This window comes from Tenacibaculum litopenaei, assembly GCF_964514025.1.
GTDB classification, from domain to species: domain Bacteria; phylum Bacteroidota; class Bacteroidia; order Flavobacteriales; family Flavobacteriaceae; genus Polaribacter; species Polaribacter litopenaei.
Genome location: NZ_CAZEQT010000006.1, coordinates 613,036 through 632,004 on the forward strand (window position 1 = coordinate 613,036; position 18,969 = coordinate 632,004).

An 18,969-nucleotide genomic window follows, 5' to 3' on the forward strand; every position below is an offset into this window, starting at 1 on the left:
ATTAGTGCAGTACTATTGATAATGAAAATTTAGAGCCGCGTCCCTTTTTCTCTTTTTTCGTTTCCAAGGCTGTTACGCGCACTATCCATTCTTTGCGCTCCAAGTGATCTATCCAAGCATTAAAAGCGGTGTAATCTGTAAATAGCCCCTTTACTTCTATTCTATTTGCATCGAGCGTAAATGCCTTGCCTTCTTTTAAGGAGCTTGTGAAATTTTGATAATTCACTTTGCTCAGTAACAATGAATTCGGAACCGCCGCTGCAATTTCGTCGACAAATTTAGATAAAGTATTCGTAGCGGAGTTCTGAATTTGCTCAAGTAACTGCTCTTTCTTGACAACTTCTTCTTGTAAGGCTGCCAATTCTTTGCTCGCTGCCCTTTTTATTTGAATGCGTTGCTTTAAGGCGGTAACCTCTTCATAATACTCATTAAAATAAAATAGATTGGCCAAGAGCACGGCAAAGACAAAACCTAAAACAACCTTGATTCCTATTTGGAAACCGCGCTTATACTTGAAATCCTCAACGGTTTCTGTATCAAACACTACCGTTCCTTTGAGGTAGAAACTCACCACTATCCCAAGGTTGAGCAGCTGGGTATTTTCCAAAGTCAATCCGTTGACATCATAGGTCGCCTTGTAAAACCGTTTCCCTACGAGCTCAGTTACCTCCTCCTTATCTACGTTCATCGCTGTATTGGAAGTAAAAACTTGTTCTTGTTCTGTAAAAAAGGATTGTATTTCAAAAAACGATCGGTTTCCTAAATGAACATCCAATACAGTGACCTGTAACTCCTCATAAAACTTGAGAAGCTCATCAATGTAGGCTTTGCGGGCAAAAGCTACGTAATGATGGCCTGATACTCGATGCGATTGCCTATAAAAATCATTTTTTGACAAACTCGGGTAGGCCGTTACAAACTCAGCCCCCTCCTTTACCGCCCGCATCCATTTTGTCAATACCTGTTGGTTATTGACAACCAGCACTACTTGCTTTATTTTACGTTCTTTTAAAAAGGAAGTTACCTCCTCTTCAGAATGCTTCGTTTCTTGTGTAACGAGTTCCAACTCCTTCTTACTTTGGCGAAGGAGTAATAGGTAAAAAACAACGGTTCCTTCAGCAGTGATGCCGTGTTCAATTGCACAGTACTCCGAACCGTAAACTAGTTTTCTAAGCATTAGTTAAGAATGGTAGGTTTGATTAATACTGACAATTTCTTCTTCGATTTCGTACGCGTTTTTTTACTAAAAAACCATTTGATAATCGGTACTCTCGCTAAAAAGGGAACTCCCGAACCCGAGTCGTTCTTTACATTTTCTTCAAGTCCACCCAAAATCACTAAGTCCTGATTTTTTACTCGGACGATGGAATTAAACTCTCTTGTATTCATTCCTGGAGGAGCTTCTTCGTCTATGCGTTTGCTGTTAAAACTAGACTGCACCACGTTGATGCTCAAGGTAATTTGATTGTCTCCTGAAACCATCGGCTTAATGGCAATTGACAAATCAGCATTGATAGGAATATAATTTTTAATTTCAGTCGTTTGTGGATTCTGCGAACCGATGATATCTCTTCGGGTTATCGCGTAATACGAACGTTCTCCGTTCGATAAAATCGCCTCATGTCCGTTGAGCGTAGACAATTTTGGTGTCGAGCGAATTTTAATATTTCCATTCGCTTCCATCGCGTGGATTTTCGCATAAAAATTAGGAACTACCCGCCCGATATTTCTAGACCCGAATCCATTAAATCCTCCGATTATTTTATTGATGGTTGCCGCGCCGAGTGTCACTTGCCCCGAAGGAAATAACTGACCACTGTCAGTAGTAGGAGTTTTTCCGAGCCCCAGTTCAACTCCTGATTGTACAGTAGCGGATTTACTCACTTCTAAGATCATCACCTCGATTAAAATCACTGGGATGGCCACATCAATTTTTCGCAAGGCTTTTCTAAAATTATCAATATTGTGCTGAGTGCCGGTAACAATAAAGCTATTGCGTTCATTATCCACCACCACAGAAACCTTCTCTTTAATGTGTTTCGGTACCAAGCCCATCAGCGATTTACCTGAACTTCCAGAAGTTCCTGAACGTCGATTTACCCCATTTCCATACGAGGGGTTTCTTCCATTCTGATAACTCCCATTATTATATGCGTTATTCGAATAATTTTGAGTTCCGTTGTTACTCCCATTTTGACTGTAGCCATTGTTAAAACCGCCGCTATTTGTTGGGAAATTACCAAAGGTATTAAAGCTTCCTCCCCCAAAAGACTGATTTGCCCTTCCAGAACCCGCAGGTGCCTCCATTAACTCAATAGAACGATGCATGACTGGCACGATCTCTGTAATGGTTTGATTACTGCTTTTATTTTTTCCAAAAATATACATCCCTTGCTCCTTTCTATAAGTCAATTCGGTATTTTGCAATAGGGTAAATAACAACCAATCATAGGTGATGTCATCGGCTTTCACAGTGGCCTTTCCAATGTTTTGCAAAGGAGTATCCGTATACATTTTTATATGTAAATCATGACCGATATCACGTATCACCGAAGCTATTTCCGTATTTTCAAAATCCACCTCCAAAGTCTTGGCTATGGTGTCTTTCACTTTGTAGTAAAAATTAGCATTGCTATAGGTTCTTGGTCTAATTTTTTTTCGGCTTCCATTCACGTCTAAATTACCTCCCGCTGTTCCATTCCAAGTTTGAAATAAGTAATAACCATCTTTCGTTTTAATAAACTCCAGATTATTCGTGAAAGCGATTTTATTTAAGGCGCTCTCCAGCGGTTTATTTTTGATATAGCCACTCAACTTCACTGTTCCCATGCTAGGGGCATACAACAAATTCTTTCCGGTAACATCGGCAATTTTTCTGAAAGCTACTGCCAACTCATCCTGCATTAGATCAATACTAAAGCTGTCAGAAGCGGCATCGTAAGATACCGGAATTTCACGTTGTTTCGGAGTTGTTGCGATCTGGGGAGCCTGTGCGCGTTTAAACGACAAAATGTTTCCGGTAACTTCAAAAGTTAAATCGTATTCTTTACACAAAAACAGCAAAACATTCATGACCGATGTATTGGTAAAATTGTTGGAAAACGATATTTGTGAAAGTTCATTAGCCACATTGATATTCACCTTATGCGTATTGGCCAGCGAACTCAAAAAGATATTTAATTTCGTATCGGTAATATTGAAATCAACCTTTTGCGAAAGCCCCGGAATTCCCTCTGATAAATGTTCTAATTTTGATTGCAATTCTGCTATTCTACTAGGGTTGTTTCCCTGAGCCAAAGCATTTGTAACCACAATCAACCAAGTGATTACAAGTAGTATTCTCTTTTTCAAACTAATTAATTAAAGACATTTTTTTAATTACTGGTTACACCCAATGATTAAAAAAATTAATTTAAACTTCCTTTTTTTTCGTATTCCCTTTTCATAAAAAATAGGGTGTAAAGGTAAAAAATAATTTGATTTTATTTAATTTTGAAACCTCTTAAATAAAATTCTTATGAAATTGAAATTCACAAAAAAAGCGAAAGCATACAACCTACAGGAATTACTGATTGTATTGGTAATCATTGGGATTCTCGTCCTTATTGCCTTGCCAAACTTATTGCCATTGATTGCCAACACCAGAAGTATTGAGGCTAAAAATCAATTAGACCACTTACATTCCTTAGAAAAGACCCATTTTGCCATGTACGGGAAGTATTCCAACGATTTTAATAAAATTGGATTTATCCCGCCAAAATCTTTATCCAACGGAGGTACAGCCTATTACAACTACGAAATTATAGAAGCTAGTAATACGAGTTTTAAGGCACGTGCTACAGGAGCGCAAGATTTTGACAGTGATGGCATGGTGAGTATTTGGGAAATAGACCAAGAAAAAAATCTCGTTGAAGTACAACGAGAGTAATTACGAACCTATAACGGTACTCAGCTTAAACATCGGTATATACATGGCCACTAAAATGGTCCCTACTACTAAGCCTAAAAAGAGCACGATAAACGGCTCGAGTGCCGTGCTTAGCATTTTTGATTTGTACTCCAAGTCTTTCGTGTATTGATCCGTGAGACGTTTAAAAATCACTTCGTTTTGATTGGTTTCCTCTGCAACTTTTATCATAGACGCCATGCGCTTGTCAAAAATCGAGTGCTCTTTAATACTACTCGACAAACTCTGTCCTTGAAGTACCGAAGCTCTAACACTCTTCAGTGCCTTTTGCAAGGGATAAAAATCAATCATTCGTTCGGTGAGCTCAATCCCTTGTAAAACGGGAACTTTGGCCCCAATTAACAAAGACAATGCCTGGGTAAATTGGGCAATCTTCACCTTGCGAACAAATTCTCCTACAAAGGGGATTTTCAATAGTAAACGAGCTTTAATAGCCTTGTAGTTATCGTTATTCTTTAAAAATTTTGTTGCTCCGGCCATTATTAACAAGGTCACTATAATCCAAGCTATATTTGCATTCATAAAAGAGGAAAAACCTATAATTTTCAAGGTAATCCAAGGCAATTCTACATTGTTTTGCTTAAAAATATCCGCGAACATCGGAACTACAAAATTCATCATAAACCAAATGGCCAACATCGCTGTTGACAAAATAATGGCTGGATACGACAATGCGCTCATCACAAGGCGCTTTTGGTCGTTGCGTTTTTTGTAAAAATTACTCAACTCTAACACCACCGCTTGTAATACTCCTGATTGTTCACCTATTTCAACAGAGTAATATTCGTAATTCGTAAACTGTTTGCTCTGCTCAAGAGCTTTGTAAAATGAAGTTCCGTTGACCAGCGCTGCACTCAGTTGACTTATCAATTGCTGATCGGCAGTTTTCTTTTGTTCCTGAGCAATCAAATCCAAGGCATCTTTTAGCTCCAGTCCGGCATTCAGAAGCACGTATAATTCTGCGTAAAAAGCCTCTTTCTTTTTGTCGTTAAACGAATTGCCAAAAATCGATATTTCTGTTTCCAGTACGCTGTTGATCGTACTTTTATCGGTTTTCTGCTTTTTGTTATTTATTTTTTCAACTTGAAATCCCATACATTACAATTCTTTATTGGCATAAAAGTCAGCTGCCTTGGTTCCATAAACAAAGAGTGACTTCCTTTCAAACGGTGTTTCAAAAACAATTTCAATGGCATCGGTAGCTTTTGCAGTAACCTCCTTACCGTCCAATTTAAACCCCAGGTCATACTTTGGCAATGGAATTGAATCATTATTTCTTAGCACTAGGCTCGCATTAAAAACATACACTACGGTATCCTGCTCCCCTAACACGGTTAGTTTATTGTTTGACTTATCGTACGTAGCCCATCCTTTTTTAGCATAATCCATCCATAGCAAGCGATCTAAGTAATCGATATTTTTCCTGAGTTCATAATGCGATTGTATAGATTTCATTTGACTTTTCAGCATCCGAATCGTCGTAAATGCCATGGCTACTACTATAGTCGAAATAATCATAACTACCATGAGTTCAGTCAATGAATAGGCTTTAACTTTTTTCATAGGCCACAATTTTTCGTTTTAGCTGTTGTCGATTACCCGCAGTTTCAATTTCAAAAATAACCCAGCGATTCGCATCAACTTCTTCTTCCGTAACATGAATGGTCCAATAGGTATCCTTTTGCCTGTAGGGTAGTTTTAGCAGTTGATGTTCGTACTCATAAATGAGCTTGTTCAGGGTTTGTTCCATTTCTCCTCTGCGGTTGTGCGCCATCGATGTCAACACATTTACTAAAACGGCCGACCCAATTGCAAATACCATTACTATAATGACCGTAGCAATGACCACCTCGTTAAGTGAAGATGCCTTTAGTTTTTTTAATCTACCCATTTTACTACTTGTTTGGTACCCTTTGTAAAAGAACAGCCGGCAAAGTTAGCAGGCATTAATGGCCTGTTTATCGTTCCGTTATACAGGTGGTTTATATAGGTACTCCCGAATTGTAAGGTAATAAAGCGCTCGGTAATTACCGCTCCTCTAACCTCACCTAGCAACTCTAAATTTCCTTGGCAATACACCTGGCCTATACAAGTACTCCCCGACTCCATTTTGATTTGAGGTTTGTAAAATACTTGTTCGTTTTTATCTATTAAATACACTAAACTTCCTCGAACTTCACTGTCTTTAGCTATATTAATACTGTTGTCTTCGTGTTGTTCTTCATTGTACAACACTAAAGCTGAAGGATATTGCAGTTGCACTTTGCTGCCCACTTTAATGTTCTCAGTCGCAAAGACCTGAAAGTTCCCTGTTACTCCTGCCAGTAGCTCTACTTCAGGAGCCTGTATCAGTACATCGTGTAAGTCTGCAGAAGGATGCACTATTATTTTGCGATCCGATTTAATCAGGACATGACCCGATATGGAAATAGCTTCCAAGTGTAGCAATCCGGTAACCTCAATGAGCTTCGGCGCTTTGGTAAAGGAATTACGCAGGCGTGCCCCCTGCTCCAGCTCTAAATCGTCAGAAGAATTTTCTCGAGTACCACGACAGTCGTTTTTAAGCCTGATTACTCCTTCCAAACTGGGCAATTCGGCAGTGCTTTTTAAGGTGTTACCATATATCAATCGGCTATTGTAATACGACTGTCCTCCAATATTTCCGGATTTAATACCGGATTCAGGAAGTCTTGCATTGCCGACAATTTTAGAATTTCCAACAACGACCAGTGGCGTAAAGTTATCGCGTAAATACAAGGCCTCTTTTTCGGGTGTTAACATCCCTACAAAAGCTGTTTTTTCAAAAGATGCTCCCGGGTAGTTCGACTGAACTTGCAGCAACTCAAAAAGACCCCAAAAACTCCGTTTCCATTGGGTTACTTCACCCGCATACTCCGAAATCTTGACAGTGCCTTGCATTCCTTCTAAGTATGGTGAACGCAAAACATAAGAAAAACCTGCTTCTACATTAAAAATAGCTGTCTTATACAAACTATTTTTTGCACTGAGCTGTTGTTGTAAACGCACAAACATCAAAAAGGACAATAGTAAAATAGCAATCAGCACCGAAATTACCAGCACGTATTGCAAGGCCCCTGCTTGTATTTTAGCTTTTAATCTCAGCATTACTTGGGCAAGGTAAATACTTTAGTTACTCCTTTATAGCGCAGACGAACAGTATTGTTAGTACCAGAGGTGAGCTTGATACCTCTCTTTAGCTCTCCACGCATAAACAACTCTTGACTTCCATTGACAGTAATAATATAGGCTCTTTTCTTACCGTGCTTTACCACGCCGTTAAATCGAATGTTTGGAAATTCCACTGGGCTCACAGCCTTTTTGGCTCGCGGTACCTTCACAGGATTCGCCGTGGTCACCGTTCCTAAAAACGGATCTCTTTCGTGTTTTCGAATGCTGTACTGCGCTTTATTATGAATGGTTTTAGGTTGATAACTTTGCTGTTGTTGCTGCTGAAAGTTGAATTCTTTGGTCGTAAACTTCGAATAAATTTGGTACCCTATCATTCCCCAAACTACTACCACTCCAGCAATCAGCACATAGGTTTTTAATTGTTTATCCATGGTCCTAAGATATTAATATAGCGTACACCTCATCAATGGAGGTTACCCCTTGTTCTACCAAAGTCAAGGCATTGCTTTTCAACGTTTTTATCTTTTTCTCCTCCAAATACGCATCGACTGACAACACCTCTTGTTTAATAGCACGGATCATTTCCTGATCGATGGGTATAATTTCATAAATCGCTTTACGGCCCTTATATCCCGTTTGGTAACAATGTTCACAGCCAACTGCTTTGTAATGCTTGTGGATGAGACCTTGAAAATCGCCGTATTCCTCAGTTTCTTCATCAGATATCACGGTCTCTTCTTTACAAGAATCACATAGTTTTCGCACCAATCGCTGTGCTACACTGACATTTAACGTACTGGCAATCAAAAACGAAGGAACTCCCATATCTATCAGTCTCGACACCGTACCCCAAGCAGAATTGGTGTGGATGGTCGACAATACCAAGTGCCCAGTTAAGGCAGCTCTAATTGCCATATTTGCTGTAGCCACATCACGTATCTCTCCAACCATAATCACATCGGGATCTTGACGTAAAAACGTTTTTAAGGTACTCGCAAAATCTAGGCCTATACTCTCTTTTAGTTGCACCTGGTTGACTCCTTCTAAGGTATATTCAATAGGATCTTCTATGGTCAAAATATTGGTATCTTCCTTGTTCAACTCTTTCAGCGTTGCATAGAGCGTTGTTGTTTTTCCCGATCCAGTAGGTCCTGATATTAGAATAATGCCATTCGGTTTTTTTACCGATCGACGGTAGGTTTTCAGCTCATCGATAGTAAATCCGAGTTTGGTTAACTGTATCGCTACATTGTTTTTGGAAAGTATACGCAGTACCATCTTTTCACCGTGCAAAGTAGGTAAGGAAGAAACGCGAATATCAAAATCCTCCAACTCAGTGCTGATATTGATACGCCCATCTTGAGGAAGTCTCTTTTCCGAGATATCCATACCTCCCATAATTTTTAATCGATTTACGATTTTAGGGTATTCGTGAACGGGTATGATATATTTTTCGATGAGCTTGCCATCAATTCGAAAGCGCACTCTTTTTTGATGTTCAAAGGCTTCGAAATGAATATCACTACTCCCAATTTCTTTGGCTTCGTGAATCATACTCAATAAAAAATCATCGCTGTACTGCAAGGTTATAGCTCCTTTGCTCACGCGCTTGCGATAATTTCGCTGAAGTAGTTGGTCCATTACGGCGGTTTCCTCTTTACGCACGTGAACCCGTTTACCAAGAACCACTGCAAGCTCTTCTTCTAAACTTAAAACATCACTTGCATCCGTGTAAAAGTCATAGCTATTTTCTTCAACATTAAAAGGTACAATACGATATTCATAAGCCAATTCAGAAGTCACTACCTGCAATACTTCGGTAGGTATTTCAAAAATTTTCTCTTTCATTAATTAGCGTATACATTAATTATATCAAAGGCCAAATTTACACATAAAAAAATAAACAAAAACCCTGCTTGTAATCCGGCTAAGGGTACCCTGTTATCCGTAAGTGATGGTTTTAATACTAGGAAAATGAGTAAGGAAAAAAGTGTTGAGAATACAAACAAAGGCAAAAACGAACTGTTCGGAAAACTGACTGCCATCATAATAAAAAACAGTACATCCCCTTTACCGAGCCCTTCAGCTAATTCAATCTCCATTCTCCATTTCGAATACCCCCACAACACGCCCATAATGAATAAGAGTACGGAGGCATTAATTAAAATATTCCAACCATAGACAATCCAGGAAGTTCTTTGCAAATACCCTAAGGCACCAATACCTATTAAGGCGTACAACACCCACTCGTATACCATGCGTTCTTTAAAATCCTGATAACACACCAGCAATAACAATAAGAGAAAAATAAAAATCAATTTTTTTTGCGGTAAAGGTACAGAATTTATTGATTTTCAATTTCACCATTATCCTTGCATGATCAAGCTACAACAACCAAGACAATACAACGGTACAATTTTTGTGTTTTTTTTTATAAAAACGCTATGAAGCATTCGTATCAATATGGCAGTATCGCTTTAATGTTAGTTTTTGGACTTAGTTTGATCTCTTTAAAAAATATGCAATTCACTGCTTTTTATAGGGCGCATCCTTCCATTCAAAAACAAACGCAAAAATTAGCGGATCACATCGCTGCTAACGATATTATAGTCTATGGGAGGGTCAACAACCCGAAACAATGGCAATACTTCACAACATTAAAAAAATTGCCAATTCCACTGAACTCTTAGCACTTACCAATCACCCCAACTCCACAGTCCGCTGTTATGCCTATACATTACTAAAAAACAAAAAATACGAAGGGATATTTGAGATTGTCAAATCACACCTTAAGGATACTTCAAAAGTCACTATTGACCATGGTTGCCTCTTAGAAAAAGTACAGGTCAGTGACTATATGCTCTTCCGAGCAGCTTCCTTTTCGTTCGCTAGTTTATCTAAGCCGCAACAAGAAACTATTGACAGTATCGTACTCTTTGACGATGCCATTCGTAACGACTACAAAAAGAACTTACTTGCTACGCGCACTCCAAAGCCTACACACTACTCCAAAATTAGAGCTTTGAGCTTGGAAGGATACCCAAGCGCACTTATCGGCTTGGCCAAATTTCGCAAAGCAACCGACGTGTATTTAATTAAAAACTCACTACAAAGTTCCAATTTTGAACAACGTATTACTGGACTCTCCGCTACCATTAATTTTCCCTCTCCTGAATTATACCCCTTGATTATCGACCTTTACAACGAACAATCAACCCCAGACAAACAGGTTAATCCCATAATGTTAAGACGCTTATACGCTTCACTAGCCCAATATCCCAATGAGCAAACACGACAACTCTTTACAAATCGAATAGAGCAATTTACATCCACCAAGCATCAGTATCGAGAATTCATATGGTTGGCCTTAACCAAATATCCACATCCCCAATTTAATGGACTTATAGCAGCGCTTTCGCTTAGCAAACAGGAACAGTCAGCATTACAAAACCGTTGGTTTTTTGAACTACAAGCAGGAGTGCCATAATACAATTACAAAAAGGCACAGTGATCTCACTGTGCCTCAATAGTCTTTATTTATTAAAATCCCTGAAATGGGCCTAATACAAAAAGCCCATCTTTCCTTGCTGGTAATCGCGTAAAGCTTCCATAATTTCCGTCTGAGAATTCATCACATAAGGTCCCCATGACGCCACCTTTTCATTAATTGGAGCTCCGGATAACACTAGAAACACACTATTCTCCGTTGCTTCCAATCCAATGGCATTTCCATCAGTATCAAAAGTCGCCAACTGATGCGCGCCTTTTTTGAGTACAGTACTGTCGTGTACCTTGACCTCTCCTTCCAATACATATACCAAAGACTGATGGCTTTGAGGGATATCAATTGTCATGGTTCCACTAGAAGCGTACCCTAAAAAAACATTCACTGCTGTCTGAGTGGTAATAGGACCTTGCACCCCCTTTTGTTCCCCTGCAATTACACGCAATTCAATTGACTTATCATCATTGAAAACGAGTGGAATCAACTCTTTCTTCAAAAACTGGTACTTTGCAGGCATCATCTTCTTTACTGCTGGTAAGTTTAACCAGAGCTGAATTCCTTCCAACTCCCCTCCTTTTTCCACAAACTCTTTCGACGGTCCTTCGGCATGTACTATGCCCCTACCCGCGGTTGTCCATTGAACATCTCCTGCTTTAACGAGCATTTCATTCCCTAACGAATCCCGATGTAACTGTTCTCCTTTAAGTAATAAGGTAATCGGTTCAAACCCACGGTGTGGATGCGGCCCTAGATCGAAAGGATTGTTAAAAGGGTTAATGGCATATGGCCCGTAATGATGCAATAGCAAAAATGGATCGACCATTGGGATGTTTTCACTAGGTACCGGTTGACGTAAACGCACCTCCCCCATAGACACTAATGGACTCGTTGCTATTTGTTGTATACTCTTTAATGTTTGCATAATGATTTAATTGCATTATTTTCCTAGGAAAATAATATAGTTAATAAAAAGCCCTTTGTCTCGGGCCCCTCTAATTATCTGATTTTATCGAGTAAATTACTCAGCGTCTCCGCTTCTTCTTCAGTTAAATTATCGATAAAATCAAAATGGAGTTTGTCATCAATGGTAGCTAGGAGCTCCAACCCTTTGTCTGTAATATTGATAAACACTACACGTCTATCGTGATCACAGCGGATGCGTTCAATATACGATTTATCGCACAACTTATCCATTAAACGAGTAGCATTCGGAGCGCGTTCGACCATGCGATCTTTAATCACCTGCACCTTAATAGGCTGTTTTGCTCCCCTCAGTATACGCAATATATTGTATTGCTGCGGAGAAATACCATAGGTTTTAAAAAACTCATTCTCCCTACTACTAATCCAATTTGCTGTGTATTTTATATTGATAAACGCTTTCACTCTGTTATTTGGAAAGGTTGAATTAATATCTTTTGAAATATCTCCCATACATTAAATCTTAACCATTGTTTGTTATTGCTTTTCCCTATTTTTCTCTAAAAGTTCACAAAAATACAAAGTCTGCTTATACTTCCTAAGTAAACCTTTTAATATTCGACGAATTCGCACTTCATAGTGGTCGCAATCTAATTGAGGGCCTTACTCGACTTCACTTAAAATTGCTGACTCCAACTCCGAAACTAACTTTTGCAAGTCGTCCTTTTTAGAAAGCTCAACTAGTTCCCCATCCTTGAAATTATCGTAAAAAGAAGGCAGTGAATACGATCCTACTATTTTGGCTCCCAAATGCGGAAAAGTCGCCGTTCCGGCAGCTAATACCGTAGCTCCACCTCTCGCTCCTGGTGAAGTTGCTAACACCAACGTCGGTTTGTTTCTAAACACCATGCGATCTTTTCGAGATGCCCAATCAAATAAATTTTTAAAGGCTGCAGTATACGAACCGTTGTGTTCCGCCAACGACACGATAAATCCATCGTACTTATCCAACTCTTTGTTAAAAGCTTCTGCTCCTGCCGGATACGCTTCTCGCTTTTCCAAATCTTCACTATATACGGGAACTTCAAAATCGTTTAAATCGATGACTTCATAAGCTACTCCTGCTAACTGACTCGCGGCATAGCCGGCTAATTGTTTGTTGATAGAGGTACTGCTTGTACTCGCTCCAAATGCTAAAATTTTTTTCATCTGTATGTCCTATTTTATATTTTGTTATGAACTATTAGGCTTGTAATTTTTTACTTGTGATGTAAGAACCGATGAGAAGAATCAATGCAACTAAGGCTGCCCATTGCTCGTTATCACCAATCATAAAATGCGCAAAGAAGGCTAAAATGAAGGCAAAAAAGAATCCGGCATAGGCCCATTCGTTCAGCCACTTCCCTCTAAAAAACCACAGTGCCACTAGTCCTAAAATTTTAGCTATTCCGTAAGGGTAAATAATGTATGATGGATATCCAAATTTTGCAAACATTTGCGACACTCCTTCATGATTAAAAAAATACATGTTTGCTGAAAATAACATCAACACAGTTAACAATCCTGTGGTAACGTAAAAAATGATTTTGTTGGTTTTCATAATTGTTCTTGATTAAATTCTTTACAAAGATACACAAATTTATTTACCATGGAAAATAAATTCATGGAAAATATTTAATTTGCATTTAATGAGGATCCTTTTAAAATAACTTTTTATATTTGCATAAGTACTTATATAAATACATATATTAATAATTATGAATGATGGATTAAAAGGTATTGGCGAATTAGGCATGGGCTCAAGACTGAAGCGTATGAGTGAGTACATGATGCGAGAAACCCAAGTGGTTTACGATCATTTTAACATCGATTTTGACCCCTATCTCTTTCCTACCTTTAAAATTATAAAGAACAAAAAGGGCGTGACCAACTCAGAAATAAGAAAAAGCCTAAAAACGTCACAACCCGCAACCACTCAAACTTTAAATAAATTAGAAAAGAGAGGACTGATAGCCATTGCAGAAGATCCTAAAGACAAACGAAGAAAAATCGTGTACCTATCAGAAAAAGGAGAGCAATTGGTTACTCAAATTAGTCCTATTTGGGAGGGTATAGAACAAGTAATCATCGACTATACCACTATGAACTCACATTCACTTATAGACCACATGAATCAATTGGAGCAGAAATTCAATCGCATGGATTTTAGCACCGCAATAATAACACATCTTACTATGAATACAGCAATTTCACCTTTGCAAATACGCAACTACGAAGCTGCGTATGCACCTGCCTTTTACGAACTCAATATCGAATGGTTACGCAGTTTCTTTTATGTAGAGCCCTACGATGAAGAAGTATTGAGTAATCCACAAAAATACATTTTGGATCAAGGTGGAAGTATTTTCTTTGCGCAGCTAGAGGGTACCATCGTTGGCACGGTCGCACTAATGCCTCGTGGGGAGGAAATGGAATTGAGCAAAATGGCCGTTTCTCCAAAGCATAGAGGTCACAAAATTGGTCAACAGCTCATGCAGCACTGTATCGACTTCGCCCGTGATCAAGGATTGGAAAAGTTAATTTTATATTCGAATAGAACCCTGGAAAACGCCATTTACATCTATAAAAAGTACGGATTTGTCGAAATCCCAGTTGAAGCGAATAGCCCTTACCAACGGTCTGACATCAAAATGGAATTAGCGCTATAGCAAAAAACTCCACTACTGTGTAGTGGAGTTCAACTTCAAAATATAAAACTTACTTCTCACGAATAAATTCTATATGCCTATAACTATTAAAATTGTGCAACTTCAGTAGAATCTTTCATCGCTACCGTGCTCGACGCTCCTGCAGTCACAGTATTTTGAATGGCATCAAAATAAGTAGTTCCTACAAATCCTTGATGTTTTACAGCGTTAAATCCTTTTTGCTGTAGCGCAAATTCTCGTTCTTGTAATTCTGAATATCCCGCCATACCTCTTTCTTTATAGGCTTTTGACAATTCAAACATCGATGTGTTCAACGCGTGGAATCCGGCCAAAGTAATGAATTGGAAACGGTAGCCCATCGCTGCTAGCTCTTCTCTAAAAACTTCCATCTCTTGAACAGACAATTTCGCAGCCCAGTTAAAAGATGGCGAGCAGTTGTAAGCCAATAGTTTTCCTGGATACTTTGCGTGTATCGCTTCTGCAAACAAACGCGCCTGTTCCAAATCGGGTGTTGATGTTTCCATCCAAATTAAATCGGCATAGGGTGCATAGCTCAAACCTCTTGCAATTCCTTGCTGTAATCCGTTGTTTACATGATAAAACCCTTCCGAAGTTCGTTCACCGGTAATAAACTCGTGATCGCGAGCATCGATATCGCTGGTTAATAAATTGGCAGCATCAGCATCAGTACGAGCAATTAATAAGGTCGGCACTCCCATTACATCAGCAGCCAAACGAGCCGCGACCAGTTTATTTATGGCTTCTTGGGTAGGAACGAGTACTTTTCCTCCGAGGTGACCACATTTTTTTGCTGAACTCAACTGATCTTCAAAATGCACCCCAGATGCTCCAGCAGCAATCATCCCTTTCATCAATTCAAAGGCGTTCAAATTCCCTCCAAATCCAGCTTCTGCATCGGCAACTATCGGCACCAAATAGTCGATGGGTTGTTCCGCTCCGTTTACCGACTGAATTTGATCGCGACGCAAAAGTGCATTGTTAATGCGTTGCACTACCATGGGCACACTGTTTGCTGGATACAAGGACTGATCTGGATACATTTCGCCAGCAATATTAGCATCGGCTGCCACCTGCCAACCACTGAGGTAAATAGCTTCTAAGCCTGCTTCGACCTCTTGAACTGCTTGGTTTCCTGTCAGGGCTCCTAAACCAGCCACCCAATCTTGAGAATTCAATTTTTTCCACAATTTCTCTGCTCCTAATTTTGCAATGCTGTATTCTATTTTATACTGACCTTGCAACTTCACCACTTCTTCTGCGGTATAAGGTCTTTCTATTCCCTTCCATCTAGGGTTCGTAGTCCATTCTGTAATTAACTCTTGAATTCTTTGCTGAGTTTCCATAATTTTGCGGTTCTTTAAAACGTTATTGATTTTTTATAATTGATACGTTGCCCTAAAATGTTGCCGCATTTCAGGGCTTTTTTTTATTAAATTTTTTGATAGGCTCCCAGGGTTAAAAACTCCTGGAACTCATCTTGTAACACCAAGCTATCAAACAGTACTTCTGCCTCTTTAAATCGTCCTTTATCATAGGCTTCTTTTCCTAACAGTTGAGTGATTTTATGCACTTCTTCTCGCTTGTATTCGCGATAGAGTTCGGTATCAAACCAACGACCATTGTCGAGCTGTACTCCTTCTTTTCTCCATTGCCAAAGTTGTGTTCTCGAAATCTCGGCAGTCGCAGCATCTTCCATCAGGTTGTAAATGGCTGCAGCTCCATGACCCCGTAGCCAACTTTCGACATACAAAATTCCGACGTTGATATTTTCACGTACACCTCGCTCGGTGATACTGCCTTTAGGTAAAGCGACTAAAGCTTCCTCAGTAATCTCCAATTCGGCGCGTTTTCTGTCAATTTGATTGGCTTCAGGCATGCCTTTGTCAAAGACCTCCATCGCAATTGACACCAAGCCAGGGTGCGCTACCCAAGTACCGTCATGACCGTTGGTTACTTCTTGCTCTTTATCTGCCCTCACTTTAGCAAAAGCTTTCGCATTTGCTGCTTCGTCATTTTTAACCGGAATCTGAGCTGCCATCCCTCCCATCGCGTGGACACCTCGTTTGTGACAACGCTGAATTACTCGCAACGAATAGGCATTCATAAAGGGTGTTTGCATGGTCACTTGCGCCCGATCGGGTACCAAAAAGTTTTTGTGATTTCTAAACTTCTTGATGTATGAGAAAATATAATCCCAACGTCCACAATTCAACCCAGCCATGTGGTCGCGCAGTTCATAGATGATTTCATCGAGCTGAAAACTCGCCGTTATGGTTTCAATCAACACCGTTGCCTTGATTGTCTTTTGTGCGATGTTCAAATAGTCTTGGGCGAAAACAAACACTTCATTCCACCAACGTGCCTCGAGGTAATGTTCGAGCTTAGGCAGGTAAAAGTAACACGCCGAGCCACGTTCTAACAAAGCCTCGATATTGTGAAAGAAATACAGACCAAAATCTACCAAAGAACCACTCATTACTTCGTTGTCAACTAGTATATGTTTTTCGTCCAAATGCAAACCGCGAGGTCGTACTAATAAGACCGCAGTCTTTTCATTTAGATCGTAACGTTTCTGTTTGCGTTCGTCATAAAAGCTGATGGTATTCCTAACAGCGTCCATTAAATTTTGCTGTCCTCCTAAAATATTGGCTACGGTAGGCGAATTGCTATCTTCTAGGTCTGCCATAAAAGTCTTGGCTCCAGAATTAAGCGCATTGATGATCATTTTTCTGTCAACAGGCCCGGTAATTTCTACGCGCCTATCCAACAAATCTTTGGGCAATGGAGCACAAGTCCAATCTCCTTCCCTAATGGCCAGCGTTTCTTTGGGGAAATTTGGAAAATTTCCGGCATCAAAATACGCCTGGTAAATCGTTCGCTCTTCCAAAAGCTCCAATCTCTTGGCGTTAAACTTTCGGTGTAAAGCAACTAAAAATTCGAGAGCAGCATCTGTTAATACCGCACTATAAGCCTCTGGATTAAAACCCATTAAACGCACTTCCTTGGTTAGCATTTCAGTATTCATGAGAATTAGATTTTTTAATGACACTACAATGATATAACTATTTTTTGAACTCCACAAGCGAACGTTCGCTAAATTTACAAAGTTTGCAAAATTTGTTAGTTCGCTTATTTATAGTACCTTTGGTTCTATGCATATAGAAGACGAGTATATACGGCTGATTTTCGGTTTAAAACTGAAACAAATCAGGACCGAAAAAAAATTATCACTTTTCGGATTGGGAAAGCTCACCGGCCTCTCAAAATCGTATTTAAATGAAATAGAAAAAGGAAAAAAATATCCTAAACCGGATAAAATTGCGCTGTTATCGGAACACCTAGAGGTCCCTTATGATCATTTAGTTTCTTTAAAACTAGACAATAACCTCGCTCCTATCGGTGAAATTTTAAAATCTAAAATTTTAAAAGAGATTCCCCTAGAACTTTTCGGAATTCAAGAGAAGAACTTGATAGACATTATTGCCAATGCTCCGGCAAAGGTAAATGCCTTTATCAGTACCATTATAAAAATCGCACAGAACTACAATTTAACGAGAGAGAGTTTTTTTTTAGCGGCATTGCGTTCTTACCAGGAAGCACACAACAACTATTTTGAAGACATAGAACAGCAAGTACTGGCGTTTGCTAAAGCCTATCACATCGACCTCAACGCTCCTATAAAGGCCTTGGAGCTCGAAGAAATTTTGCGAGAAGAATTTGGTTATCACATCGACAATGAAGAGCTCTCTAAATACGACACACTCGCTGAATTGCGAAACGTATACATCCCGAACAAAAACATCTTGTTGGTGAGTGAAGAGGTATCGGAAGCGCAACGCGCATTTATCTATGCGAAGGAAATTGCCTATAATTACTTAAAAATTTCCAACAGACTTTACACCTTTCCCTGGGTAAAGTTTGAAAGTTTCGATCAGGTATTAAACAATTTTATAGCTTCTTATTTTGCTGGAGCCTTGTTAATTCCAGAAAAGCAGCTCATACAATCGCTCACTACCTTTTTTGGTAAAGAAGCTTGGGATGAAGGAGAATTTCTGGCTATCATGAACCAATTTAATTGTTCTGCAGAATCTTTCTACCAACGTTTAACAAATGTACTTCCCAGTCATTTCCACATAAAGAACCTTTTCTTTTTAAGGTTCACCCACAAGGAACATTCGCCGAAGTACAAGCTTACTAAAGAGCTTCACATTACGCAGCAACAGTCACCACATGCCAATAGAAACAACGAACACTATTGCAGGCGCTGGGTTTCTATTAACTCTGTCAAAAGCCTTGAAGCCAACGCTATCGACAGTTCGTTCGGTATTCAAATTTCATCGTATGACGATTCGGACAACGAATATTTAGTATTGGCATCTGCCACATCCGATCCTTTTCGTAAAAATGTCAATCGCAGTGTTTCTATAGGAATGTTACTCTCCTCGCATCTAAAAAGAAAGATCAAATTTGTCAAGGATGCTAACATTGAAACCCGTAAAGTCGGAATTACCTGCGAATCCTGTGCTATTGCAGCCTGTGACGAACGTATGGCCGAACCCTGGCGCTTAGAAAAACAACAGAATTTCGAAACAATAGACGCTACCGTAAATCACATACTTACTACCTACAGTTAATATGATAAACCGATTGACCCGTAGGAATGATTTTATTATTTTAGCACACGTTTACAAACAACT

The 18,969-nt window shown here is 39.4% G+C and carries 19 protein-coding genes; 4 read left to right on the forward strand and 15 right to left on the reverse strand.

Annotated elements, in window-relative coordinates; genetic code table 11:
* Position 1: 1 nt before the first annotated feature.
* Positions 2–1,177 (reverse strand): PilN domain-containing protein, encoded by a 1,176-nt coding sequence (locus ACKTS5_RS11390; protein WP_408043995.1) that lies wholly within the window; start codon positions 1,175–1,177, stop codon positions 2–4.
* Positions 1,177–3,351 (reverse strand): type II secretion system protein GspD, encoded by a 2,175-nt coding sequence (locus tag ACKTS5_RS11395; protein WP_408043996.1) that lies wholly within the window; start codon positions 3,349–3,351, stop codon positions 1,177–1,179. The genes ACKTS5_RS11390 and ACKTS5_RS11395 overlap by 1 nt, the downstream gene beginning before the upstream one ends.
* Before the next feature lie 166 nt (positions 3,352–3,517).
* Between ACKTS5_RS11395 and ACKTS5_RS11400 the strand changes: the two genes are divergently transcribed.
* The gene (locus ACKTS5_RS11400; protein WP_408043997.1) at positions 3,518–3,928 is read left to right on the forward strand and encodes a type IV pilin protein; all 411 of its coding nucleotides are present in this window, start codon (positions 3,518–3,520) and stop codon (positions 3,926–3,928) included.
* Here ACKTS5_RS11400 and ACKTS5_RS11405 read toward each other — a convergent pair whose 3' ends face one another.
* The 7 genes from ACKTS5_RS11405 to ACKTS5_RS11435 are packed head-to-tail and all read right to left on the reverse strand — an operon-like array spanning position 3,929 to position 9,435.
* The gene (locus tag ACKTS5_RS11405; protein WP_408043998.1) at positions 3,929–5,062 is read right to left on the reverse strand and encodes a type II secretion system F family protein; all 1,134 of its coding nucleotides are present in this window, start codon (positions 5,060–5,062) and stop codon (positions 3,929–3,931) included.
* 3 nt (positions 5,063–5,065) lie between these two features.
* A complete protein-coding gene (locus ACKTS5_RS11410) occupies positions 5,066–5,530 on the reverse strand; it encodes a prepilin-type N-terminal cleavage/methylation domain-containing protein (protein WP_408043999.1) in 465 nt (154 codons plus the stop codon).
* Entirely contained in the window at positions 5,517–5,858 is a 342-nt protein-coding gene (locus ACKTS5_RS11415; protein ID WP_408044000.1) for a hypothetical protein, read from the reverse strand. The genes ACKTS5_RS11410 and ACKTS5_RS11415 overlap by 14 nt, the downstream gene beginning before the upstream one ends.
* Complete coding sequence (locus ACKTS5_RS11420) at positions 5,846–7,093, reverse strand: hypothetical protein (protein ID WP_408044001.1); 1,248 nt, start codon at positions 7,091–7,093, stop codon at positions 5,846–5,848. The genes ACKTS5_RS11415 and ACKTS5_RS11420 overlap by 13 nt, the downstream gene beginning before the upstream one ends.
* Positions 7,093–7,548, reverse strand: a complete 456-nt coding sequence (locus ACKTS5_RS11425; RefSeq protein ID WP_408044002.1) for a hypothetical protein — start codon at positions 7,546–7,548, stop codon at positions 7,093–7,095. The genes ACKTS5_RS11420 and ACKTS5_RS11425 overlap by 1 nt, the downstream gene beginning before the upstream one ends.
* A 4-nt stretch (positions 7,549–7,552) precedes the next feature.
* The gene (locus tag ACKTS5_RS11430) at positions 7,553–8,965 is read right to left on the reverse strand and encodes a GspE/PulE family protein (RefSeq protein ID WP_408044003.1); all 1,413 of its coding nucleotides are present in this window, start codon (positions 8,963–8,965) and stop codon (positions 7,553–7,555) included.
* Positions 8,965–9,435: a prepilin peptidase gene (locus tag ACKTS5_RS11435; protein ID WP_408044004.1), complete on the reverse strand. Its 471-nt coding sequence runs from the start codon at positions 9,433–9,435 to the stop codon at positions 8,965–8,967. The genes ACKTS5_RS11430 and ACKTS5_RS11435 overlap by 1 nt, the downstream gene beginning before the upstream one ends.
* A 320-nt stretch (positions 9,436–9,755) precedes the next feature.
* On the opposite strand from ACKTS5_RS11435, the gene ACKTS5_RS11440 reads away from it, so the two are divergent.
* Positions 9,756–10,604 (forward strand): hypothetical protein, encoded by an 849-nt coding sequence (locus ACKTS5_RS11440; protein ID WP_408044005.1) that lies wholly within the window; start codon positions 9,756–9,758, stop codon positions 10,602–10,604.
* A 73-nt stretch (positions 10,605–10,677) separates the two neighbouring features.
* Here ACKTS5_RS11440 and ACKTS5_RS11445 read toward each other — a convergent pair whose 3' ends face one another.
* From ACKTS5_RS11445 to ACKTS5_RS11460, 4 genes are all read right to left on the reverse strand, one after another.
* Positions 10,678–11,544 (reverse strand): pirin family protein, encoded by an 867-nt coding sequence (locus ACKTS5_RS11445; protein WP_408044006.1) that lies wholly within the window; start codon positions 11,542–11,544, stop codon positions 10,678–10,680.
* 74 nt (positions 11,545–11,618) lie between these two features.
* Positions 11,619–12,056, reverse strand: a complete 438-nt coding sequence (locus ACKTS5_RS11450) for a MarR family winged helix-turn-helix transcriptional regulator (protein ID WP_408044007.1) — start codon at positions 12,054–12,056, stop codon at positions 11,619–11,621.
* Positions 12,057–12,206: 150 nt separating this feature from the next.
* Positions 12,207–12,752 carry an NADPH-dependent FMN reductase gene (locus ACKTS5_RS11455; protein WP_408044008.1) on the reverse strand — a complete coding sequence of 182 codons (546 nt, stop codon included), beginning with the start codon at positions 12,750–12,752 and terminating at the stop codon, positions 12,207–12,209.
* A gap of 34 nt (positions 12,753–12,786) precedes the next feature.
* Positions 12,787–13,143, reverse strand: a complete 357-nt coding sequence (locus tag ACKTS5_RS11460; protein ID WP_408044009.1) for a DoxX family protein — start codon at positions 13,141–13,143, stop codon at positions 12,787–12,789.
* 157 nt (positions 13,144–13,300) lie between these two features.
* On the opposite strand from ACKTS5_RS11460, the gene ACKTS5_RS11465 reads away from it, so the two are divergent.
* Positions 13,301–14,251, forward strand: coding sequence for a bifunctional helix-turn-helix transcriptional regulator/GNAT family N-acetyltransferase (locus tag ACKTS5_RS11465; RefSeq protein ID WP_408044010.1), 951 nt, complete (start codon positions 13,301–13,303; stop codon positions 14,249–14,251).
* Positions 14,252–14,337: 86 nt separating this feature from the next.
* On the opposite strand, the gene aceA is transcribed toward ACKTS5_RS11465, so the two are convergent.
* Together aceA and aceB are read right to left on the reverse strand one after the other, a co-directional pair.
* On the reverse strand, positions 14,338–15,615 hold the full coding sequence (gene aceA, locus ACKTS5_RS11470) for an isocitrate lyase (protein ID WP_408044011.1): 1,278 nt from the start codon (positions 15,613–15,615) through the stop codon (positions 14,338–14,340).
* A gap of 86 nt (positions 15,616–15,701) precedes the next feature.
* Entirely contained in the window at positions 15,702–17,297 is a 1,596-nt protein-coding gene (gene aceB, locus ACKTS5_RS11475; protein WP_408044012.1) for a malate synthase A, read from the reverse strand.
* A gap of 127 nt (positions 17,298–17,424) precedes the next feature.
* Between aceB and ACKTS5_RS11480 the strand changes: the two genes are divergently transcribed.
* Positions 17,425–18,906 (forward strand): helix-turn-helix domain-containing protein, encoded by a 1,482-nt coding sequence (locus tag ACKTS5_RS11480; protein WP_408044013.1) that lies wholly within the window; start codon positions 17,425–17,427, stop codon positions 18,904–18,906.
* The last annotated feature ends 63 nt before the right edge of the window (positions 18,907–18,969 follow it).